Source organism: Planomonospora sp. ID67723 (assembly GCF_015711605.1).
GTDB lineage: Bacteria > Actinomycetota > Actinomycetes > Streptosporangiales > Streptosporangiaceae > Planomonospora_A.
Genome location: NZ_JABTEZ010000001.1, coordinates 2652313 through 2673925, shown reverse-complemented (window position 1 = coordinate 2673925; position 21613 = coordinate 2652313). Strand labels below are relative to the sequence as shown.

General features: G+C 71.3%; 19 protein-coding genes. 7 read left to right on the top strand and 12 right to left on the bottom strand.

Features of this window, described 5'->3' with window-relative positions:
- Nucleotides 1–30 precede the first annotated feature (30 nt).
- Nucleotides 31–480: a hypothetical protein gene (locus HS041_RS12655; RefSeq protein WP_196440661.1), complete on the bottom strand. Its 450-nt coding sequence runs from the start codon at nt 478–480 to the stop codon at nt 31–33.
- 63 nt (nt 481–543) lie between these two features.
- On the opposite strand from HS041_RS12655, the gene HS041_RS12650 reads away from it, so the two are divergent.
- On the top strand, nt 544–1572 hold the full coding sequence (locus tag HS041_RS12650) for a helix-turn-helix transcriptional regulator (RefSeq protein ID WP_196440660.1): 1029 nt from the start codon (nt 544–546) through the stop codon (nt 1570–1572).
- 23 nt (nt 1573–1595) lie between these two features.
- Here the strand turns inward: HS041_RS12650 and HS041_RS12645 are convergent, their stop codons facing one another.
- Entirely contained in the window at nt 1596–2831 is a 1236-nt protein-coding gene (locus tag HS041_RS12645; protein WP_196440659.1) for an NAD(P)/FAD-dependent oxidoreductase, read from the bottom strand.
- Nucleotides 2832–2865: 34 nt separating this feature from the next.
- On the bottom strand, nt 2866–3306 hold the full coding sequence (locus HS041_RS12640) for a hypothetical protein (protein WP_196440658.1): 441 nt from the start codon (nt 3304–3306) through the stop codon (nt 2866–2868).
- 95 nt (nt 3307–3401) lie between these two features.
- On the opposite strand from HS041_RS12640, the gene HS041_RS12635 reads away from it, so the two are divergent.
- From HS041_RS12635 to HS041_RS12625, 3 genes are all read left to right on the top strand, one after another.
- Entirely contained in the window at nt 3402–4163 is a 762-nt protein-coding gene (locus tag HS041_RS12635; RefSeq protein WP_196440657.1) for a helix-turn-helix transcriptional regulator, read from the top strand.
- A gap of 167 nt (nt 4164–4330) precedes the next feature.
- Nucleotides 4331–7102: a PEP/pyruvate-binding domain-containing protein gene (locus HS041_RS12630; protein ID WP_196440656.1), complete on the top strand. Its 2772-nt coding sequence runs from the start codon at nt 4331–4333 to the stop codon at nt 7100–7102.
- An 87-nt stretch (nt 7103–7189) separates the two neighbouring features.
- Nucleotides 7190–8299: a glycoside hydrolase family 19 protein gene (locus HS041_RS12625; RefSeq protein ID WP_307845256.1), complete on the top strand. Its 1110-nt coding sequence runs from the start codon at nt 7190–7192 to the stop codon at nt 8297–8299.
- 90 nt (nt 8300–8389) lie between these two features.
- Here HS041_RS12625 and HS041_RS12620 read toward each other — a convergent pair whose 3' ends face one another.
- From HS041_RS12620 to HS041_RS12585, 8 genes are all read right to left on the bottom strand, one after another.
- Nucleotides 8390–9568, bottom strand: coding sequence for a DUF418 domain-containing protein (locus tag HS041_RS12620; RefSeq protein ID WP_196440655.1), 1179 nt, complete (start codon nt 9566–9568; stop codon nt 8390–8392).
- Between the two features lie 152 nt (nt 9569–9720).
- A complete protein-coding gene (locus HS041_RS12615; protein ID WP_196440654.1) occupies nt 9721–10608 on the bottom strand; it encodes an alpha/beta hydrolase in 888 nt (295 codons plus the stop codon).
- A 127-nt stretch (nt 10609–10735) separates the two neighbouring features.
- A complete protein-coding gene (locus HS041_RS12610; RefSeq protein WP_196440653.1) occupies nt 10736–12130 on the bottom strand; it encodes an NAD(P)/FAD-dependent oxidoreductase in 1395 nt (464 codons plus the stop codon).
- A 168-nt stretch (nt 12131–12298) separates the two neighbouring features.
- Nucleotides 12299–13081 (bottom strand): ABC transporter permease, encoded by a 783-nt coding sequence (locus tag HS041_RS12605; RefSeq protein ID WP_196440652.1) that lies wholly within the window; start codon nt 13079–13081, stop codon nt 12299–12301.
- Nucleotides 13078–13941, bottom strand: coding sequence for an ABC transporter permease (locus HS041_RS12600; RefSeq protein ID WP_196440651.1), 864 nt, complete (start codon nt 13939–13941; stop codon nt 13078–13080). Before HS041_RS12600 ends, HS041_RS12605 begins: the two co-directional genes overlap by 4 nt.
- 3 nt (nt 13942–13944) lie before the next feature.
- The gene (locus HS041_RS12595) at nt 13945–15198 is read right to left on the bottom strand and encodes an ABC transporter substrate-binding protein (protein ID WP_196440650.1); all 1254 of its coding nucleotides are present in this window, start codon (nt 15196–15198) and stop codon (nt 13945–13947) included.
- 9 nt (nt 15199–15207) lie between these two features.
- Entirely contained in the window at nt 15208–16353 is a 1146-nt protein-coding gene (locus HS041_RS12590; protein ID WP_196440649.1) for an ABC transporter ATP-binding protein, read from the bottom strand.
- A 25-nt stretch (nt 16354–16378) separates the two neighbouring features.
- Entirely contained in the window at nt 16379–17836 is a 1458-nt protein-coding gene (locus tag HS041_RS12585; RefSeq protein WP_196440648.1) for a gamma-aminobutyraldehyde dehydrogenase, read from the bottom strand.
- Nucleotides 17837–18030: 194 nt separating this feature from the next.
- Between HS041_RS12585 and HS041_RS12580 the strand changes: the two genes are divergently transcribed.
- Nucleotides 18031–18525, top strand: coding sequence for an Lrp/AsnC family transcriptional regulator (locus HS041_RS12580; RefSeq protein WP_196440647.1), 495 nt, complete (start codon nt 18031–18033; stop codon nt 18523–18525).
- A gap of 28 nt (nt 18526–18553) precedes the next feature.
- Here HS041_RS12580 and HS041_RS12575 read toward each other — a convergent pair whose 3' ends face one another.
- Nucleotides 18554–19597: a DivIVA domain-containing protein gene (locus tag HS041_RS12575; protein WP_196440646.1), complete on the bottom strand. Its 1044-nt coding sequence runs from the start codon at nt 19595–19597 to the stop codon at nt 18554–18556.
- Nucleotides 19598–19689: 92 nt separating this feature from the next.
- Between HS041_RS12575 and HS041_RS12570 the strand changes: the two genes are divergently transcribed.
- Both HS041_RS12570 and HS041_RS12565 read left to right on the top strand, forming a co-directional pair.
- Nucleotides 19690–20502, top strand: a complete 813-nt coding sequence (locus HS041_RS12570; RefSeq protein WP_230878534.1) for an ABC transporter ATP-binding protein — start codon at nt 19690–19692, stop codon at nt 20500–20502.
- 100 nt (nt 20503–20602) lie between these two features.
- Nucleotides 20603–21274, top strand: a complete 672-nt coding sequence (locus HS041_RS12565; protein WP_196440645.1) for a hypothetical protein — start codon at nt 20603–20605, stop codon at nt 21272–21274.
- Nucleotides 21275–21613 lie beyond the last annotated feature (339 nt).

The following is a 21613-nucleotide window of genomic DNA, read 5'->3' as shown; positions in this document are numbered from 1 at the left end:
GGGCACGGAGGCCCTGGACCGTCCGCGCGCCTACCCGCGGGTGAACTGCATGATCCAGTTGGTCTCCCAGGTCTTCTCCCCGTCGGCGGAGAAGGCCTGCTCCCAGCGGGCCGAGTTCTCCGTGATCTCCGACCAGATGAACCGCGCCCGGATCGGCGTGCCCTCGTGGGTGTCGTCGCCGTAGAACTCGCCCCTCCCGTCGGCGAAGCGGCCCACCACCGGCGGGAACAGGGTGCCGGTGACGCTGCTGCCCCAGTACAGGGACCACTCCTGCCGCTCCACGTCGAACAGGCGCAGCGTCAGCCCGGAGGACCCCCTGGTCGGGAAGGTGATCTCCTCGATGTTGGCCGCGCCGCCGAACATGGGCCGGACCACGGCGGTGCTCGGGAACTCCTCCCATTCGTCCGAGCCCGCCAGCAGCTTGGTGAGCTTGCGGTTGGCGATGTTCCAGGAGCCGATCAGGAAGTCGAAGTCGCTCATGAAGACACGCTATGACGGGGTCACTGCCATCTACTGGCAGTGATTTTCTGGATAATTCACCTTATGCGCGCGAGCCGGTTGATCTCCCTGCTGATGCTGCTCCAGGCCCGGGGCCGGATGACGGCCCAGGAGCTGGCCGACGAGCTGGAGGTCTCGATCCGCACCGTCTACCGCGACGTGGAGGCCCTGCACTCGGCCGGGATCCCGCTGTACGGCGATGCGGGCCCCTCGGGTGGCTACCGGCTGCTGGACGGCTACCGTACCCGGCTCACCGGGCTGACCTCCGGGGAGGCCGAGTCGCTGTTCCTGGCCGGGCTGCCCGGACCGGCCGCGGAGCTGGGCCTCGGCTCGGTGGTGGCCGCGGCGCAGCTCAAGCTCATGGCCGCGCTCCCGGAGGAACTGCGGGACCGGGCCGGGCGGATCCGCGAGCGCTTCCACCTCGACGCCCCCAACTGGTACCACGACGCCGACGAGACCCCGCACCTGGCGGCCGTCGCCGACGCGGTGTGGAACCAGCGCCGCGCCGAGGTCCTCTACCGCCGGTGGAAGGCGCCCCAGGAGGTGACGCGCGTGCTGGAGCCGTACGGGCTGGTGCTCAAGGCGGGCCGCTGGTACCTCGTCGCCCGCGCCGACGGGGGCGGGGAGGACGGGGGGAACGGGCAGGGAGGGGTGCGCACCTACCGGGTCTCGCAGATCCTCGGCCTGCGGATGCTGCCGGAGAGCTTCGACCGGCCCGCCGGCTTCGACCTGGCCGCCTACTGGAGCGCCGGCCTGGAGGAGTTCGCGGCCCGGCTCGTCCGGGGCGAGGCGGTCGTCCGGCTCTCTCCGTCCGGCATGGAGCGCCTGCCCGACATGGCCCGCCCGGCCATGCTCCGCGCCGCCGAGGCCACCGCCGAGCCCGACGGCCGCGACGGCTGGACGCGGGTCACCGTCCCCATCGAGTCGCTGCCGCACGCCCTGGGCGAGTTCCTGCGGTTCGGCACGGACCTGGAGGTCCTCGCCCCCGCCGAGCTGCGCGACCTCGTCACGCAGACCGCGCATTCCCTGTCCTCCCTGTACGGCGGAGCACCGCCCCGGGCCATGGAACCGTAGCCGGGCGACGAGCGCGCTTCCGTTCAGCCCTTCGCCAGGTCGGTCAGGGGGACCGAGGGGTCGGCGAGGCGATCGCGGCCGACGGGGACGGCCGCGCGGATCAGGTCCTGGACCGGGGCGATGCCCTCATCCCAGCGGTTGACGTGCATCCCCGCCACGACCCGCTCACCGGCCAGCCAGAAGGCGTGGAAGTCACGGGCCTCCGGGTCTCCGCGGACGATCACCTCGTCGTACCCGCCCGGGGCGAACCAGCCGGAGAACTCCATCCCGGCCTCGTACTGGTCGGTGTAGAAGTACGGTGCCCGGTCGTAGACGACCGCCTGGCCGAGCATGGACCTGGCCGCGGCCGGCCCGCCGTTGAGGGCGTTGGCCCAGTGCTCGACGCGGATGCGGGCGCCGTACAGCGGGTTGAGGGCGCGGGCCACGTCCCCGGCGGCGTAGACGTGCGGGTCGCCGGTGCGCAGGGCCGCGTCGACGAGGACGCCGTTCTCCACGGCCAGACCCGCCCCCTCGGCGAGCTCGGTGTTCGGCCGCGCGCCTATGCCCACGACCACCGCGTCCGCGGGGATCTCACCGCCGTCGTCCACCGTCACCGCCCGGACGCGCCCGTCGCCCAGGAAGCCGGTCACACTCCGGCCGAGCCGTACGTCGACGCCGTGCCGCCGGTGGAGCCCGGCGAAGAAGGCGCCCATCTCCGGGCCGAGGGAGGCCTCCAGCGGCATCGGCCGCGGCTCGACGACGGTCACCTCGCAGCCGTACTCCCGCGCGGCGGCGGCGCTCTCCAGCCCGATCCACCCCGCCCCCACGACGACCACCCTGCCGCCGCCCCGGATCGCCTCGCGCAGCCGCTCGGAGTCGCCGACGGTGCGCAGGTAGTGCACGCCGTCGAGATCCGAACCGGGCACGGTGAGGCGGCGCGGGGACGAACCGGTGGCCAGTAGCAGCCGGTCGTAGCCGAGCCGCCGTCCGCCGTCGAGCTCGACCTGCCGGGCGGTTCGGTCGAGGGCCGTCACCCGGGTGCCGAGGATCGGCTCCACCTCGTGCTCGCCGTACCAGGCCTCGTCGTGGACGTAGAGCTTGGCTCTCTCCTCCTTGCCGAGAAGGTAGCCCTTGGAGAGCGGCGGCCGTTCGTAGGGCCGCTCGGCCTCGGCGCCGATCAGCGCGATCCTGCCGGTGAAGCCCTCCTCGCGCAGGGTCTGCGCGGCTTTCGCCCCGGTGAGGCCCGCTCCGACGATGACGAAGGTCTGCTCGGTGGCCATGGGAGTCCCCTTCTGGCTCGGGTGCCGATACCGCTCAGTATGAGGAGCCCGCACGCCGGGCGGGGGCGTATCGGGATGCCAGCAGGGCCAGGGCCACCGCGGCGGCGAGGAGGCCGACGTCCCGCAGGGCGACGTCGTAGAGGCCGGGTCCGGTCAGCAGGTTGAGGATGATCCCGGCGAGCCAGCCGGCGACCAGCCAGCCGCCGAAGCGCGGCAGCACCGCGACCGCGATCCCGGCGACGATCTCGATGACGCCGACGCCGTACATCGCCTGCTGGGCGGTGCCCGGGACGATGCCGTCGATCCAGGGGGCGAGGTAGCCCGGCCAGTCGGTGAGCAGGCCGGTGAACTTGTCGAGGCCGAACAGGACGGGCGCTGCGGTGAACACCGTGCGCAGCAGCAGGAACGCCTGGTAGGCGGGGTCGGACAGGGCTGCCCGGCCGGAGGAACGGGTGGTCGAGACGTCGGAAGCCATGACACTTCTCCTTCTAAAAACAGGTTTCGCTTCAGTTAGAACGCTAGCCCCTCTCCCCCATTTCGTCAATGGGAGTTGGCTATAGAATGATCGGTATGGAAGAGCACGAGGACCCGCCCGAGGATCGGCACGAGAGGAACCGGGCCACCCGGATCGCCGCCGTCGCCGCGCTCGACGAGCCGACCCGCCGCCAGGTCTACGACCACGTCGCCGGGCGGCCGGAGCCGAGCAGCCGCGACGAGGTGGCCGAGGCACTGGGCCTGCCCCGCACGACCGCCGCCTTCCACCTTGAGCGCCTCGCCGGCCAGGGCCTGCTCGACGTGGTCTTCGAGCGGCGCACCGGCCGCACCGGGCCCGGCGCCGGCCGCCCGGCCAAGCTGTACCGCCGCTCGGCCTGCGACGTCGCCGTCTCCCTGCCGGAGCGGCACTACGACCTGGCCGGGCTGCTCCTGGCCGACGCCCTCGCCGAGGCCGAGCGCTCGGGGGACTCGCCGCGCGCCGCGCTGGAGCGGCGCGCCCGCCGGCTGGGCCGCGAGATCGGACAGGCGGCACGCTCCGCCCCGGGCCAGGCCGGCACGCCGGACGCGGACGCCGTGGACGCAGGATCCGAGGACGCCGGAGCCGCCGTACTGGGCGCCCTCGAAGCCCACGGCTACGAGCCCCACGTCGAGGACGGCGACGTCGTCCTGCGCAACTGCCCGTTCCATCTCCTCGCGCAGGCGCACACCGAGCTCGTGTGCGGGATGAACCTCTGCCTGCTCGACGGGATGCTGGAGGGCCTGGCCTCCACCGGGATGACCGCGCGCCTCGCCCCGGCTCCCGGCCTGTGCTGCGTACGGCTCCAGCCCGCCCCCTGACCGGACGGCGATCCCGAGGAGGGGCGGCATCCGCCCGGGCAGGACCAGGTGCGATCGGCGACGCTGCGGGGCCTCCTCCGGTCGGGACGGTACCGGGGCGACCGTATTTCATCACTTGTTGATTTAACGCTCGTGCGGACCTATCGTGAGATTCAGGGAGGCACATCATGGACGCTCCACTGATCCTGAAATTCGACGAGATCGCGGCGGGTTCCCTGCCGCTCGTCGGAGGCAAGGCCGCCAACCTCGGCGTGCTCACGGCGGCCGGATTCCCGGTCCCGCCCGGCGTGTGCCTCACCACCGAGGCCTACCGCCGGATCACCGAACGCTCCGGATCGCTGGAGGCGGTGTTCGACTCCCTGGACGTGACCCCCGCCGACGACACCGAGGCGCTGCGCGAGCTGGCCGCGACCGCCCGCAAGATCGTGCTCGCCGCGCCGGTCCCGGACGACATCGCCGAGGCCGTACGGCACAGCGCGCACGGCCCGGTGGCGGTCCGTTCCTCCGCCACCGCCGAGGACCTGCCGCACGCCAGCTTCGCCGGGCAACAGGACACCTACCTCCACGTCATCGGCCCCGACGCCGTGCTGGACGCGGTCCGGCGCTGCTGGGCCTCGCTCTGGACCGACCGGGCCGTTGCCTATCGCGCGGCCAACGGCATCGGCCACCGTTCCGTACGGCTGGCCGTGGTGATCCAGGAGATGGTCGAGGCCGAGGTCGCCGGAGTGATGTTCACCGCCAACCCGGTCACCGGGCGGCGGCGCGAGGCGGTGATCGACGCCAGTCCCGGCCTCGGCGAGGCCGTCGTCTCGGGTGCGGTCAACCCCGACCGGTTCACGGTGGACATCGCGACCGGACGGGTCACCGACCGCAGGCTGGGCGACAAGCGGCTGGCCGTACGGCCCCTGCCGGGCGGCGGGGTCGAGCACGTCGAGACCGCACGAGACGTCACCGCGGAGATCACGCCGGAGGCCGCCTGCCTCACCGACGATCAGGTCAGGGCTCTGGCCGCGCTGGGCGGACGGGTCGAGGACCACTACGGGGCGCCGCAGGACACCGAGTGGGCCCTCGCCCCCGATGGAACCCTCTGGCTCACCCAGTCGCGCCCGATCACCACCCTCTTCCCGATCCCCCGGCACTCCCCCGCCGACCCCCCGCCCGCCGACATCCGGATCTACTTCTCCATCAGCGTCGGCCAGGGGGTCTTCCAGCCCTTCACCCCGATGGGCCAGCAGATCTTCCGGCTGCTCTCGTCGGCCGGCGCCGAGGTGTTCGGCGTCCCGGTGGCCGACCCGCTGGAGGGGGCACCCCGGTTCGCCGTGGGAGGCGGGCGGCTGTTCTTCGACTTCACCGAGGTCATGCGCAGCCGGGCGGGCCGGGAGATCGTCCCCCGGCTGCTGGACATGATGGAGGCCAGGTCGGCCGTGATCCTGCGCGAGCTGGCCCGCGACCCCCGGTTCGGCGTGACCCAGCGCTCCATCCGGCCCGCGCTGCGCCGGGCCCTGCGGATCGCGGCCCGCTACCGCATACCCGCGCGCCTCGCCCGGGCCCTGCTGAGCCCGGCCGCCGCGCACCGGAGCGCGGCCCGGGTGGAGGCGGCGCTGCGGACCCGGCTCGACTTCCCGCAGGACGCCACCCCGCTCGAACGGCTCGGCCGCGTCGAGCGCGCCCTGGCCGCCGAGGCCTTCCCGCTGATCCCGGCGATCCTGCCGAGCGCGATGGCCGGACTCTCCATGTTCGGCCTGGCCCACCGCCTGCTGGGCGACCGGGCCCGGCCGGGCGAGCTCTACACGGTCCTGCGCGGCCTTCCGCACAACGTGACCACCGAGATGGACCTGGCCCTGTGGCGCCTGGCCGCCCGGATCCGCAAGGACGAGCAGGCGGCCTCCCTGCTGCTGACCACTCCCGCCGCCGAGCTCGCCGCCCGCTTCCACGCGGGTTCGCTGCCCGCCGTCGTGGACGGCGGCCTGCGGGAGTTCCTGCGACGGTACGGCGTGCGCGCGGTCGCCGAGATCGACCTCGGGGTGCCCCGCTGGTCGGAGGACCCGTCGCACATCATCGGGGTGCTCGCCAACTACCTGCGCCTGGACGACCCGGCGCTGGCCCCGGACGCGGCGTTCGCCAGGGGCGCCGCCGAGGCGGCCCTCATGATCAAGACGCTGTCGGCCCGCGCGGGCGGCCTGCGCGGGCGGGCGGTCCGCTTCGCCCTCGGCCGGGTCCGCGCCCTGGCGGGCCTGCGCGAGCTGCCCAAGTTCCTCATGGTGACGACGTTCAGCGCCATGAGGTCCGAACTGCGCGCCGTCGGCGCGGAGCTGACGGCCAGGGGCGTCCTCGACTCCCCCGACGACGTCTTCTTCCTCACGCTGAAGGAGGTGCGCGCCGCGCTGGCCGCCGGGTCCGCCCCGGACGAGGCCACCCCTTCCCCGGCCGCCTCTTCCCCGGCCGTGCCGCGCGCGCTCGTCGCCGAACGGCGCCAGGAGGCCGCCCGCGAGTGGCGTCGCAGGCACGTACCGCGCGTCATCCTGTCGGACGGCACCGAGCCGGAGGCGGTCTCCGCCTCCTCCTCGGCGGACCGCGCGGCGGACGGCGTGCTGACCGGCACCCCTGCCTCGGCCGGTACGGTGACCGGCCGCGCCCGGGTGGTGCTCGACCCCGCCGGGGCGCGTCTCGAACCCGGAGAGATCCTGGTCTGCCCGTCCACCGACCCCGGCTGGACCCCCCTGTTCCTGACCGCCGGCGGCCTGGTCATGGAGATGGGCGGGGCCAACTCCCACGGCGCGGTGGTCGCCCGCGAGTACGGCATCCCGGCGGTCGTCGGCGTCGCCCGGGCGACCGAGCACGTCGTCACCGGCCAGGAGGTCACCGTGGACGGCGCCTCCGGCACGGTCGCCGCGGCCCCGCCCGCGCCGAGGGATATGGAGCGCCAAAGGATCACTTAAGGCGCCGTTAAGCCCTGCTCTGCCAGCATTTCCGGCCGTACGGAGTTCCCATCCACGGCCGGTCGTGCCGCACAGAGGAGTGATCGAGTGTCGAGACAGCGCATCCTGGCGTCTCTCGCGGGTGTGGCGGCCGCGGGCGCGCTCATGGTCGTCATGCCGGCGTCCCCCGCCTCCGCGGCGGACTGCGCGACGGCGTGGAGCTCCGCGAAGGTGTACACCGGCGGCGCGACCGTCTCCTACAAGGGTCGCAACTGGTCGGCCAAGTGGTGGACCCAGAACGAGACCCCCGGCGCGACCACCTCCGGCGTCTGGGCGGACAAGGGCGCCTGCGGCGGCGCGACCGCCCCGGCGCCGGGCCCGACGTCCGCCCCGGGCTGCAACCACCCGAACTGGGCGGCCGGCAAGACCTACAAGACGGGCGACGTCGTCCGTTATACCGACGGCAGGTACTACCGGGCCGAGCACGACAACCCCGGTTACGACCCGGTCATCAGCACCTGGTACTGGGAGCCGTACACCTGCAGCGGCACCTCCACGCCCACCCCCGCCCCCACGCCGAGCGGACCCCCGGCCCCGTCGGGCTTCGTGGTCAGCGAGGCGCAGTTCAACCAGATGTTCCCGAACCGGAACCCCTTCTACACCTACCGGGGGCTGACCGCGGCGCTGAGCGCCTACCCCGGCTTCGCCAAGACCGGCACCGACACCACCCGCAGGCAGGAGGCCGCCGCCTTCCTCGCCAACGTCAACCACGAGACCGGCGGCCTGGTCCACGTGGTGGAGCAGAACACCGCCAACTATCCGCACTACTGCGACCGGAACCAGCCCTACGGCTGCCCGGCCGGCCAGGCCGCCTACTACGGTCGCGGCCCGATCCAGCTGAGCTGGAACTTCAACTACAAGGCGGCCGGCGACGCCCTCGGCATCAACCTGCTGGCCAACCCCAACCTGGTGCAGACCGACGCGGCGGTGGCCTGGAAGACCGCCCTGTGGTACTGGAACACCCAGAAGGGTCCGGGCACGATGACCCCGCACGACGCCATGGTCAACGGCCGCGGCTTCGGCGAGACGATCCGCAGCATCAACGGCGCGCTGGAGTGCAACGGCGGCAACCCCGCCCAGGTGCAGAGCCGGATCGCCTCCTACCAGAAGTTCACCCAGATCCTGGGCACCACCCCGGGCTCCAACCTGAGCTGCTGAGACCTCCCCCTCACAGCAGGGTTCTCCGGGCAGGGCGGAAGGGCGCGGACCGTCGGTCCGCGCCCTTTCCCGCGCGGCCCCGGTCCGGCGCTACCGGATGGGCGAGGGCCGTCCCTGCTCGTCCTCGGAGCGCTCGGTGTCCCCGCCGCGCTGGGGCGCCTGGTAGGCCCACTGCCAGAGCAGCTCCAGCGGGCCCCGGTCGAAGCGCCGCAGCCAGAGCGAGGCCAGCGTCATGAACAGCAGGCAGATGCCCGCCCAGGCGACCGGCACCCACCACGGCCGCAGGCCGTCCAGGCGCTCGGCCAGTCCGAGACCCCAGCCGTAGCAGAGCACGGCTCCCGCCAGGTTCTGGAAGACATAGCAGCTCAGCGCGGTCCGGCCGACATCGGTCAGGCCCCGCCGCAGCGGGCCGGGGGCGCCGGTCATCCGGTGGGCGACAGTGACGACCAGGCCGAGCAGGCCCAGCGCCACCACCGGAGGCAGCAGGTAGCGGTCCACCAGGAACCAGCCCTCTCCGGCGAAGGAGGTCAGCAGGTTCAACGGGACCCCCGCGCCGAGCCCGGCGATCATCAGCCTGCGGCGGAGCGTGCCTCCCCGCTCGGAGCCCTCGAACACCCCGGCCCGCATCAGCCGCGAGCCGAGCAGGAACAGCACGATGCCCATCGGGACGATGAACACCGCCTCCAGCCGGTAGAAGCCGAACAACTCCACCCGGGTGAGAACCTGATCGGCGTAGCTCCCCCGGGAGAACAGCGTGCTCTCCTGGGCGGCCTGCCCGGCCGCCGTGTCCTCCGCCGCGAGCAGGGCGGCGGTGAGCAGGCCGACCACCACCGCGAACACCGATCCCACGCCGACCATCCAGGCCCGGACGGCACGGTCGCTCCGGCCGATCAGGTAGGCCACGATCATCGAGGTGATCGCGTAGCCCATCAGCACGTCGAACTCGAAGATCAGGAAGTAGTGGATCACCCCTTCGGCGAACAGCAGGGCCGCCCGCCACAGGTACCAGCCCGGCCAGGGCGTGCCGCGCCGCTGCGCCGAGCGGTACTGCAGCTCCAGGCCGGCCCCGAACAACAGCGTGAGCAGGGCCAGGAACTTGCCGTTGGTCAAGAACCGCAAGAAGGTCTCCACGGCGCCGGGCTGGGCCAGCGCGCCCAGGACTCCCGCCGGGCCACCGGGATCGGTGAAGATCCAGATGTTCGTGCCCAGCGTGCCCAGGATCGCGACGCCCCTGAGCACGTCCAGCACGTCGATGCGTTGATTCGTCACGTTCCCACGATCGCCCCGGGATCGGCGCGGGACATCGTCGCACGGACCCAGACGGGCCGTACATCGATGGATGTACGGCTTCCGCCTTCGGTCGGTCCCCGCCCCGGGGCGCCCCCGTCAAGGCGGTGGAGCGGCCCGGAGACGACGGCAGGTCAGAGGTGCTCGCCGAGGAAGACGGTGACGGCCTCGACGGCCTGGGTGACATACGGCTCGGCGTCGTAGAGGTCGATGTGCAGCCGGGCGTCCAGCCAGACGAGCCTCTTGGGCTCGTCCATGCGCTTGTAGGCCTCCTCGGCGCCCTCCGGGGAGCAGAAACGGTCGACGACGCCGTGCACGATCAGCCCCGGCTTGGGGGACAGGAAGTCGGCGCCGGTCATGTTGTCCACCGTGACCAGCTCGCGCAGGGAGGCCCGGGTGACCTCGTTGCGCCAGTGCGGCGAGGCGCTCCGGGAGGTGCCGTAGTAGGCGAACGGCTCGTCGCCCGGCATCGCCGCCTCCCCCTCCTCCGCGACGACCGGCATGTATTCGACCGGGCCGCCGAGGTCCTGCCGCTCCAGGACCTCGGTGAAGGAGGCCAGCGCCCCCTGGTAACCGGCCGGGGACATCCCGGCGCGCATGGCGTAGGGGTTGTTGTAGGCCCCGGCGATCCCGGCGAAGACCTTCACCCGGGGGTCGAACGCGGCGAACCGCAGGGCGTAGCCCCCGCCGAGGCAGATGCCGATCGCACCGATCCGGTCGCCGTCCACCTCGGGCCGGGCGCGCAGCAGCGAGACCGCGGCCCGCAGGTCGTGCAGCTTGCCCTGCGGATCCTCGTGCCGGCGCGGCTGCCCGCCGGACTCGCCCCAGTTGCGGTGGTCGAACGCCAGCGTCGCGTATCCGGCCTCGGCCAGCCGCGCGCCGTACACGCCGGTCACCTGGTCGCGGGTGCCGGTGAACGGCCCGGTGAGGACCAGTGCCGGGTGCGGCCCCGGTCCTTCGGGCACGCGCAGGTCGCCGACGAGCGCGACCCCGTCGGCGGTGAACTCAACCGTCTCGATCATGCCTCCCAGTCTGTACGGCCCGCGTCCCCGAAGCGAGCCGGGACACCCGCGCCTGTGGACGGCGACGGGCATCCGGGCAGCCCTGTGGACGGACGCGGGCCGTACGGAGCCCTCCCGGAGGGCCTTCCTAGGAGTCGAACCCGAGACCCATCCGGTCCAGGGTGCGCAGCCAGAGGTTGCGGCGGCCCTGGTTGAGATCGGCCCGGGCGATCGACCAGCGCGTCATCTGGATCCCGGCGGATCGGACCGGCTCCGGCGGGAAGGGGATCGGCTTCTCCTTCACCATCCGCAGCTCGGTCCGTTCGGTCCGCTCCCCGCTCAGCAGGTCGAGCATGACGTTGGCCCCGAAGCGGGTCGCCCCGACGCCCATGCCGGTGTAACCGACGGCGTAGGCCAGGCGCCCGCCGTGCGACGTGCCGTAGAAGGCACTGAAGCGGCTGCAGGTGTCGATGATCCCGCCCCACCTGTGGGTGAAGCGCAGACCGGACAGCTGGGGGAAAGTGGCGAAGAAGTGCTCGGCCAGCTTGACGAAGGTCTCGTCACGCTGCTCGTACTCCGGTTTGATCTTTCCACCGTTGTAGTAGACCGCGTCGTAGCCTCCCCACAGGATGCGGTTGTCGGCGGTCAGCCGGTAGTAGTGGAACTGGTTGGCCGAGTCGCCGACCCCCTGCCGGTTGCGCCAGCCGACCGAGGCCAGCTGCTCCGCCGACAGCGGCTCGGTCATCAGCGCGTAGTCGTAGACGGGCACGAGGAAGTGCTTCAACCTCCGCAGCAGCGGCTGGAACACGCCGGTGCCGAGGGCGACCCTGGCCGCCTTCACGGTGCCGTAGGGGGTGATCAGCTCCATGCCCGCGAAGTCGTCCTTGATGGAACGGACCGGCGTGCGCTCGTAGATGCGCACGCCCGCCTCCAGGCAGGCGCGCCTCAGGCCCCACGCCAGCCGGGCGGGGTCGAGCATGGCGCAGCCGTCACGCTCCCACATCCCTCCGACGTAGGTGGGCGAGTTCACCTCCGCCCGTACCTGATCGGCGTCCATCACGTCGAACCGCACACCCAGCTCGCGGGCGACCTGTGCGCTCTCGTGCATCTCGTCGAGCTGCCACGGCGCGGTCGCGACGTGCAGTTCCCCGGTGCGCTCGTACCCGCAGTCGATGCCGTAGCGGGCGACGGTCTCGCCGATCTCGTCGAGGTTCCGCAGACCCATGTGCTCCAGGACCGAGATCTCCTCGGGCCAGCGTTCCAGCCCGTTGGCGATGCCGTGGGTGAGGGTCGCCATCGCGAACCCCCCGTTGCGGCCGGAGGCCGCCCAGCCGATCCTGCGCCCTTCGAGCAGGATCACATCGAGCGACGGATCGCGTTCCTTGGCCATCAGGGCCGTCCACAGCCCCGAGAAGCCGCCGCCGACCACCGCGAGGTCGGCCGTGGTGTTTCCGAAAAGCCGCGCCTGCGGCTCCGGTTTCGCCGGACTGTCGAGCCAGTACGGCTTGCGCTCCGCATCAGTCAGTGCCTTCAGCGGATCCACAATCTCACTTCCCAACGTGAGTGTTGAACATCTCCATTAATTGATTGCTCGATCAGTCAGTTGATCGGGCGCGGGTTCCCCCCGCCTGATTCCGATCTCGCCTCCCTGTTCCTTGTCGCGGTTGGTACGCCGACGCCCCGCGCCGTGCGGCGCGGGGCGTCCGGGGTCTCAGGTACGGCGCCGGCTCGCGATCGCGTTGGCGATCGCGATGGCGACACCGATGCCGAAGATGAGCGTGCCCATCACGTTGACCTGCGGCGGAATACCCACCTTGACCGCGCCCATTATCCACAGCGGGAACGTCAGCGTCGAGCCGTTGACAAAGCTCGTCACGACGTAGTCGTCGATGGACAGCGCGAAGGCCAGCATGGCTCCGGCGAGCACTCCCGGCATGATCGCCGGAAGGGTGACCAGTCGGAACGTGGTCCACGTGCCCGCCCCCAGGTCCCTGGCCGCCTCCTCCATCGAGGGGTCGAGCCCCACCACCCGGGCGCGCACCGTCACCACCACGAAGGACAGCGAGAACAGCACGTGCGCGACGGTGATGGTGACCACACCCCGCGGGGTGTTCCCCGAGACGAACAGGGACAGCAGCGAGGCTCCCATGACCAGCTCGGGTGTCGAGATCGCCGCGAAGACCAGGAAGTTGCTCGTCCCCTGGCCGCGGAAGCGGTGGCGTCCCAGAGCCAGGCCCAGGGCGGTGCCGATCACGGTGGTCAGCACGGTGCTGACCACCGCGACCTGCAGGGAGTTGACCAGCGCCTCGGTGAGGGAGCTGTCCGCGAACAGCTCCCGGTACCAGCGGAACGTGAAGCCCTGCCACGAGGTGTTGGACTTGCTCTTCTTGTCGTTGAAGCCAAAGATGATCATCACGGCGATCGGCGCGGTGAGCCACGCGATGATCAACCAGGTGTAGCCGTGCAGGAGCCTGTCGCCGAACTTGCCTCTCATCGGGCTGCCGCCTCCAGCACGTTCTCGGTGCCGAGCGACCGGGCGTAGGCGAAGATGCCCACCAGCAGCACCGCCATCAGCGTGAACGACAGGGCCGACGCGGTCGGGTAGTCGTTGTTGGTCATGTACTCGGTCTGGATGATGTTGCCGATCATCGTGTTGCCGGTGCCGCCGAGCACCCGGGCGTTGACCGGGTCGGCCGTGGCCGGCACGAAGGTCATCAGCACGCCCGCGAAGACACCCGGCAGCGACAGCGGCAGCACCACCTTGCGGAAGGCCGCCCACCGCGAGGCGTACAGGTCGTAGGCGGCCTCGATCACCCGCGGGTCCACCCGCCCCAGCGCCACGTAGATCGGCAGGACCATGAACGGCAGGAAGTTGTAGGTCAGTCCGCCGATCACCGCCACGTCCGTGGCCAGCACGTGGAAGTCCCCGGGCAGCAGTCCCGCCGACTTCAGCGGCCCGAACAGGATGCCGTCGTCGGCCAGCAGGAAGCCCCAGGAGATCGTGCGCAGCACGAACGACACGAAGAACGGCAGCAGCAGCAGGAACAGGTACATCGACTTGCGCCTGCCGCCCTTGAAGGCGATCCAGTAGGCCACCGGGTAGGCCAGCAGCAGCATGATCACTGTGGCGGTTCCGCCGTAGATCAGCGACCTGATCAGCTGCACGTGGTACTGCCCGACGGCGTCGGCGTAGTTGGAGAAGCTGAGGGTCTGCTGGAAGCCCTCGAGAATGTTGCCGGTCGTCAGCGAGACCGAGGCCATGGCGGCGATCGGGACCACGAAGAAGATCGCGAACCAGATCCAGGCCGGCAGGGCCAGCAGGTACGGCGCGACGGCCGCTTTGGCTCTTCTCATCCCCTAGCCCTGGGTGACGGCCTGGAACATGCCCTGGAAGGCCTCCTGGTCGGCGGGCTGGGCGGGCGAGACGTAACCGTGCAGCTTGGTGTAGTCGGCCTCGGACGGGAAGACCAGCGGGCTCTCGACCATCGCCTCGAGGGCCTTCTTGTCCTCGCCCTTGAGCCCCGCGGCCTTGGCCGTCAGGAGGTCCTTCACCGCGGGCACCGGCGTGACGTACTGGATGTACTCCGTCAGCTCGGCGGCGACCTCGGACCTGTAGAGGAAGTCCATCAGCATGAGCGCGTCGACCGGGTTGGCCGCGCCCTTGGGGATCATCATGTTGTCGGTCCAGATGGTGCCGCCCTCCTCGGGCACCACGAACGCGACCGGTTCCCCGGCGAGCTGACGCTGGAAGACGTCACCCGACCAGCCCATGGTCAGCCACACGTCGCCCTTGGACACCGCGTCGATGTAGTCCTGGTCGTAGTACTTGCGGACGATGCCGCCGTCGCGCTGCTCCTTGAGCTTCGCGGCGGCCTTCTCCCAGTCGGCCTTGGTGGCCTTCTCCGGCTCGATGCCGAGCGCGAACAGGCCGAAGTTGGCGATCTCCTGGGAGTCGGCCATCATGCCGACCTTGCCCTTGTACTTGGGGTCGAACAGCGCCTGGATGCTGGTGATCGGCTCCTTGACGTACTTGGTGTTGTACGCGATGCCGGTCAGCCCGGAGGTGTAGGGGATGGAGTAGGTGTTGTTCGGGTCGTAGGCCGGGTTCTTGTACTTCGGCGCGGCGTTGGCGGCGAAGTTCGGCAGTTGCTTGTGGTCCAGCGCGACCAGGTAGCCCAGCGCCTGCATGCGGGCGAACTGCATGCCGTTGGTCATCACGACGATGTCGTAACCCAGCGGCTGCCCGGCCCGCAGCTGCGGCTCGGACTTTCCGAAGAACGAGGCGTTCTCCTCGATGACCTCGAGGTACTCGAACGCGATGCCGGTCTCCTGCTGGAACTTCTTCAGCGGGCCCCGGTCCTCGGGCATGTACTCCGGCCAGTTGGCGAAGACGACCTTGCCGTTCTTCTGCTTGCCCGACCAGAAGCCGGCGACCTCCGACGGCTTGGGAGCGGCCTTCTTCTGGCCCTGGACGCCGCAGGCGCTCAGGGCGAGCCCTGCCGCGGTGAGCCCGGCGAGCCGGAACACGTCACGGCGGCTGGCGGCACGGCTGCGCGTCATCCCGCGCAGGAACGCGGGGTCGATGAAGGGGGAGTTGTGCGGGGTGTTCATCGGGGGAGGTCAACTTCCAATCGCGTAGGAGTGCTGCGGCTGCCAGGACAACCACACCGAGTCACCGCGCTCGGCGGTACTGCTGCTGTCGTGGGCGTTCTGCTGGAAGACGGTTACCTCGGCGCCGCCGGGCAGACCGACCACGTAGCTGTTGTAGGTGCCCAGGTAGACCACCTCGGAGACGGTGCCGCGCACCGCGCTTACCTCCCCCGCAGGCTCCTCGGTGGAAATCATGATCTTCTCGGGACGGACGGTGATCGCGACCGGGTCCCCCGCCCGGTGCGCACCGCCCGCCACCAGGACTCGGCCGTCCTCGCCCGCCTTCAGTACGGCGTGGCCGTCGGCGACCCGCTCGACCTCGCCGGTGAGCAGGTTGGAGGTGCCGATGAACCCGGCGACGAACGTGGTCGCCGGCCGCTCGTAGATCTCGCGCGGCGGCGCGAGCTGCTCGATCAGGCCGTTGTTCATGACGGCGATGCGGTCGCTCATGGTGAGCGCCTCGCTCTGGTCGTGCGTGACGTACACGAACGTGATGCCGACCTCGCGCTGGATGCGCTTGAGCTCGATCTGCATGGCCTGGCGGAGCTTGAGGTCCAGCGCGCCCAGCGGCTCGTCCAGCAGGAGCGCGCGGGGCCGGTTGACCAGGGCCCGGGCCAGCGCGACCCGCTGCTGCTGGCCGCCGGACATCTCCCGGGGGCGGCGTTTCTCACGCCCGGTGAGGTCGACGATCTCCAGCATCTCCCCGACGCGCCGCTTGATGTCGGCCTCGGCGACCTTCCGGCGCCGCAGGCCGAAGGCGACGTTCTCCCATACGTTCATGTGCGGGAACAGCGCGTAGGACTGGAACACCATGTTCACGTCGCGCTTGTTCGGGGGGACGTCGGTCACGTCCTGGCCGCGCAGGCGCACCGCGCCGCGCGACGGATCCTCGAACCCGGCGATCATGCGCATGGTGGTGGTCTTGCCACAGCCGGAGGGGCCGAGGAGCGAGAAGAACTCGCCCTCGGCGATCGACAGGGTGACTCCCTTGACCGCCTGGACGACCTCACCGTGGGCGAGGTACTCCTTGACGACTCCGTCGAGCTCGATGGCGGGCACCTGGGGTGCGGCGGAGGGGGCCGTGGCCCCCTCCGCGCCCGCCTGGGTTTTGGTCATACCAGGCTTATCCCTCTGTTCGCGGCTATTCGCCGATGTAGTGCATTACGTGCTTGACACGCAGGTAGTCATGCAGACCGAAGACCGACAGGTCCTTACCGTAACCGGAGTGCTTGAAGCCCCCGTGCGGCATCTCGGAAACGAACGGGATGTGGGTGTTGACCCACACGACGCCGAAGTCCAGCTTCTTCGACATCCGCATCGCCCGGCCGTGGTCGGAGGTCCACACCGAGCCCGACAGGCCGTACTTGACGCCGTTGGCCTTGGCGACCGCGTCGGCCTCGTCGGAGAAGGTCTGGACGGTGATGACCGGGCCGAAGACCTCGTTCTGCACCATCTCGTCGTCCTGCTGGAGGCCGTCCACGACGGTGGGGGCGAAGAAGTAGCCCGTGTCGCCGATGCGGTGGCCGCCGGTCAGGACCTTGGCGTGGCCGGGGACGCGGTCGAAGAACGCCGCGACGCGCTCCAGCTGGGCGGCGTTGTTGAGCGGGCCGTACAGGGCCTCCTCGTCCGACAGGTCGCCGGTCCTGGTGTTCGCGGCGGCCTCGACGAGCGCGGCGGTGAACTCGTCGTGGACGTCCTCGTGGACCAGCACGCGGCAGGCGGCGGTGCAGTCCTGACCCGCGTTGTACAGGCCCGCGGTGGCGATGGCCTCCGCGGCGGCCCTGAGGTCCTTGACGTCGTCGAAGACGACGACCGGGGCCTTGCCTCCGAGCTCCAGGTGGACCCGCTTGAGGTCGTCGGCCGCGGTCTTGGCCACCGCCATGCCCGCACCGACCGAGCCGGTGATCGCGACCATCTGCGCGGTCGGGTGGCCGACGACGAGGGCGCCGGTCTCGCGATCGCCGACGACGACGTTGAAGACGCCCTTCGGCAGGATCTCACCCATGATCTCGGCCAGCTTGACCGTGGAGACCGGAGTGGTGTCGGACGGCTTGAGCACGACGGTGTTGCCAGCGGCGAGCGCGGGAGCGATCTTCCAGACGGCCATCATCATCGGGTAGTTCCAGGGGGTGACCTGGCCCACGACGCCGATCGGCTCGTGCCGGATGACGGAGGTGTGGTCGGCGAGGAACTCGCCCGAGGTCGGCCCCTCCAGCGTGCGGGCGGCGCCGGCGAAGAAGCGGAAGTGGTCGGCGGCGACCGGCGTCTCGTCCTCGGCCATCCGGGCCCGGGGCTTGCCGGTGTTGCGGCACTCGGCCTCGTTCAGCTCGTCGGCACGCGCCTCGATCGCGTCGGCGACCTTCAGCAGCAGGTTGGCGCGCTCGCCCGGAGTGGTCTGGCTCCAGGACTCGAACGCGGCGGCCGCGGCGGCGTAGGCTGCATCCACGTCCTCCGCGCCGGAGATCGGCGCCCGGAGATACGCCTCTCCGGTGCACGGGTCGATGATGTCGGAGAACCGGCCGCTGGCAGCCTCCACCAGCTCACCGTTGACGTAGTTGCGAAGACGGGTGAGCTCAGGGTTCTCAACCGGGGTGGTCACCGTCGACCTCCTAGGACATGGGGGCTGAGTTGTCGCGACTCTTACAGAGCAAGAGCCTCGCGACAAGGGATTTCGTTGTGAAGATACCAAATTGCTACGGAATCGCTTGACATGACGGTCAAAACTGACAACATGTCGCACCGTAGATGCAACATGACAGCCATCTCCCCGAAACATGACGCCAGGGAGCGCGGATGACGACGCCACCCAAGGTACGCCGCGAGAACGACGCCAAAGCCGGCACCGTCGTGCTCGACGAGATCTCCAAGAGGATCATCGAAGAGCTGCAGGGCGACGGGCGCAAGCCGTACGCGGCGATCGGCAAGGCGGTGGGCCTGTCCGAGGCGGCGGTCCGCCAGCGCGTCCAGCGCCTGCTGGACGCGGGGGTGATGCAGATCGTCGCGGTCACCGATCCGCTGACCCTCGGGTTCTCCCGCCAGGCCATGATCGGCATCAAGTGCGAGGGCGACCTGGAGATGGTGGCCGACGAGCTGTCGGCCATCGAGGAGATCGACTACGTCGTGCTGACCGCCGGCTCCCTCGACATCATGGTCGAGGTGGTCTGCGAGAGCGACCAGCACCTGCTGGAGATCCTCGGCAAGATCCGGGCGATCCCCACCGTGCGCGCCACGGAGACCTTCGTCTATCTCAAGCTCCACAAGCAGACCTACTCGTGGGGCACCCGCTGAGCTTCCCGAGACCGCCGGACCGGCGGCCTCACCCGGTGGTGTAGCGCTCCAGGACCTCGGCCATCTCGGCGAGGAACCCGTCGACCTGGCTGACGGAGTAGCCCGTCCTGAACACCACCGTGCCGAACTTCGCCTCCCGCACGTCGTGCGGGGTGAGCGGCTGCTCGGTGGTCCCCCGCAGGGTCGCCACGAGCCGGTCGAGGAAGACGTCCACCTCACCCTCGTCGTAGCCCATGCCCAGCCGTCCGGGCCGGAAGGCGACCCGCTCGACCCTGACCGCCTGCTCCTCGCGTCCGGCGACCGCCAGGCTCGCCGGGAGCGGAGGCTTCGGCCACAGATCCCGGGGACGCCCGGACTCGGCGGCCGGGGCCGCGGAATCCCGGATCTCGGGAGAACCGATCGGGGAGGGACGCGTCTCGGCCTCCCGGAACCCGGGGGCTCCGGCCTCGGCCTCTCCCGGCCCGGCGGCGCGGGCCCCGGCGGCCGGGGCCTCGCCGTCGCGCGTTCCGGCCACCCATATCTCGTCGGTGCGGGCCGTGTCCGCAGGAGACCCGTCCTCCCGCTCTCCGGCATCCGCGGGCCCGTCGGTCCGCGCGTGAGCCGTACCGGCCCCGCCGGCCCGGACCTCACCCGTCTGCGGCCCGGCGGGGGTCCCGGCGGTCCGCTCATGGGGGACCTGCGGCTCGGGGACCTCTGCCGCCTGTGCCCCGCTCACCCGGACCTCGCCCGTCCAGGGGCCGCCGGCTCGGGGCTCCGCGGCGGGAGCGACCGCGGAGGCCCCCGTGGAGATCCCCGCGAAGGACTCCGCGGCGGGGGGCCTCGCGGCGCCGGCCTGCTGGGCCGCCCGGGTCTCGACCGCCACGATGAAGGCCTCCAGCGCGAAGTCCACCGCGGTCTCGTTGTAACCGCCCAGCTTCGTGCGGAAACGGGCGTCACGGATCTCGTCGGCGGTGATCGGCTCACCGACCGGCGCCCCCCTGCCGAGCGTGCCCTCGATCCGGCGGATCAGCGCATCCACCTGGTCCGGGTCATAACCGGAGCGCACGCCCAGCACCCGTGGAAAGCGGTTCAACCCCGCATCCTTTCCGTCCTATTCACGTCAGACCCACCATTCTGAGGGGACTCGATCGGGAAAGCGAGTGTTCACGGTAGGGTGACGGGCCTATGCAGCTCTCCGGTGTGTCCTTCCGGTACTCCCGCCGAGGTCCCTGGGTCCTGCGGAACGTCGACCTCGACCTGCACGCCGGATCCGTCGTGGAGGTCACCGGCCGCAACGGAGCGGGCAAGTCGACGCTCCTGCGGCTCCTGGCCGGGATCGTCCGTCCCTCCCGGGGCTCCGTCGCCGGCCGGCCTCCGGTGGTCGGTTACGCCCCCGAGGTGTTCCCGGTGGACCAGCCCTTCACCGTCGCGGCCTACCTGGCCCACATGGCCCGTGCCCGTCGGGTCTCCCCCGCGGCCGGTACGGCTCTGGCCGAGCGGCTGGGCGCCGCCCGCCTGCTCGGCCTGCCGCTCGGCGACCTGTCCAAGGGCAGCGCGCAGAAGGTCGGGCTGATCCAGGCGCTGCTGGCCCCGCCCGGCCTGCTGATCCTCGACGAACCCTTCGCCGGGCTCGACGAGCAGACCCGCGCGGAGCTCCCGGAGATCATCGAGGAGGTCGCCTCCGGCGGGGGCGCGGTCGTGGTCAGCGACCACCAGAACCAGTTGCGGGGCTTCCCCGGCGCGCGGCGCTGGCTGGTCGCGGACGCCGCAGTCGCCGCCCTGGACGGAGAACGGCCACCGCGAGCCGGCGCCGAGGCCGGGAGGGCGGCGTACCCGGTCATCGGACGCAACGGCGATCGGGCGCCGAAGCCGGACGCCGAAGACGACGGCGAGCGGGAGCGGCACGCGGTCATCGAAGTGATCGTCGATGCGGACGAGGCCGACGAGGTCGAGCAGAAACTCCGCGCCGACGGCTACCTCACCCGGCGGACCGCATGACCCGTCACACCCGGCCCGGAACGCCCGGCGGCAGGAGACCCCGAGTGATCGTCCCCATCATCCGGCCCTGCGGCGGAGGTCCGGCGGCAGGGGGACGTCGATGATCGCCCTCGTCCGGTTCAAGCTGGCCGCCTACGCCCGGTCCCACCGGCTGCTGCAGCCCGCGATCGGCCTGTTCGTCATGATGGTGATCTTCTACTCCTCGACGGTCCCCCCGGGCAAGGAACTGGCCTCCTACGCCGACTCCGCGGGATTGCTGATCGTCGTCTTCGCCTGGGCCGCCCGGGGCCTGCTCGACACCGAGCCCCCGGCGCAGCGGCTGGTCTCGGCGACGTCGGCCGGAGGCTCGCGCCGGGAGGTCGGCGCGGGATTGCTGGCCGCGCTGGCCGTCAACCTCGGGCTGGCGGCCGTCGCGGTCACCCTGCCCCTTCTCCAGGGCTTCGCCGCCGCCCCGTCCGCGGGTGACCTGGCCCGGGGCGCGGGCCTCCATCTGCTCGGCCTGAGCGCCGGGACCGCACTGGGGGCGCTGACCAGCAGGCCGATCCTGCCCTCCCCCGCGGCCTCGATGCTGGCCCTCTTCGGCGGCTATCTCGCGCTGCTGCTGGTCAGCCTCACCCCGGCCGGCGGGTTCACCGTGCCGGTCATGCCGTGGATGCGCGCCGCCAACGCCGGAACGCTCGACGGGATCCTGCTCCCGATCACGGCCGCGACCCTCTTCTGGTCCGCGGCCGGCGCGGCCGTCTACGTACGGCTGCGCCGTACCCGGCCGTAGGGCTCCCGCGCAGGGCTTCCGCCGCCGGGACCGCTTGACGCGGGCGCCGGGGGCGGCGTGACACGATGGACGGCGGTGAGGCCCCTTGCGTCCCCGTCCGTGGCCGCCCGGCGAAAAGCGCTTGTGGCCTCGCCGGGACGCGCCCTAGGCTGCGGCCAACGCGTTGACGGAGACAAGTAGTCCGGAAGACCACGCGGGCCGGAGAGAGCCGCCGGAAGCTGCGAAGGCGGTCCCGCGCCTATCGGACGAAGACCCTCCCGAGCGCGGGGAGGAACGGCTCCGCCGCCCGAGTGCGATCCGGGACCCGATGCCCCGCCGGCCGGCCCCCGTCACCGGGCC

Excerpts from the sequence above, each read along its gene's own strand:
- HS041_RS12605 (WP_196440652.1), bottom strand. The coding sequence starts at position 13,081 with ATGAGAGGCAAGTTCGGCGACAGGCTCCTGCACGGCTACACCTGGTTG.
- HS041_RS12615 (WP_196440654.1), bottom strand. The coding sequence starts at position 10,608 with ATGATCGAGACGGTTGAGTTCACCGCCGACGGGGTCGCGCTCGTCGGC.
- HS041_RS12590 (WP_196440649.1), bottom strand. The coding sequence starts at position 16,353 with ATGACCAAAACCCAGGCGGGCGCGGAGGGGGCCACGGCCCCCTCCGCC.
- HS041_RS12655 (WP_196440661.1), bottom strand. The coding sequence starts at position 480 with ATGAGCGACTTCGACTTCCTGATCGGCTCCTGGAACATCGCCAACCGC.
- HS041_RS12635 (WP_196440657.1), top strand. The coding sequence starts at position 3,402 with ATGGAAGAGCACGAGGACCCGCCCGAGGATCGGCACGAGAGGAACCGG.
- HS041_RS12600 (WP_196440651.1), bottom strand. The coding sequence starts at position 13,941 with ATGAGAAGAGCCAAAGCGGCCGTCGCGCCGTACCTGCTGGCCCTGCCG.
- HS041_RS12645 (WP_196440659.1), bottom strand. The coding sequence starts at position 2,831 with ATGGCCACCGAGCAGACCTTCGTCATCGTCGGAGCGGGCCTCACCGGG.
- HS041_RS12640 (WP_196440658.1), bottom strand. The coding sequence starts at position 3,306 with ATGGCTTCCGACGTCTCGACCACCCGTTCCTCCGGCCGGGCAGCCCTG.
- HS041_RS12570 (WP_230878534.1), top strand. The coding sequence starts at position 19,690 with ATGCAGCTCTCCGGTGTGTCCTTCCGGTACTCCCGCCGAGGTCCCTGG.
- HS041_RS12630 (WP_196440656.1), top strand. The coding sequence starts at position 4,331 with ATGGACGCTCCACTGATCCTGAAATTCGACGAGATCGCGGCGGGTTCC.
- HS041_RS12565 (WP_196440645.1), top strand. The coding sequence starts at position 20,603 with ATGATCGCCCTCGTCCGGTTCAAGCTGGCCGCCTACGCCCGGTCCCAC.
- HS041_RS12595 (WP_196440650.1), bottom strand. The coding sequence starts at position 15,198 with ATGAACACCCCGCACAACTCCCCCTTCATCGACCCCGCGTTCCTGCGC.
- HS041_RS12650 (WP_196440660.1), top strand. The coding sequence starts at position 544 with ATGCGCGCGAGCCGGTTGATCTCCCTGCTGATGCTGCTCCAGGCCCGG.
- HS041_RS12580 (WP_196440647.1), top strand. The coding sequence starts at position 18,031 with ATGACGACGCCACCCAAGGTACGCCGCGAGAACGACGCCAAAGCCGGC.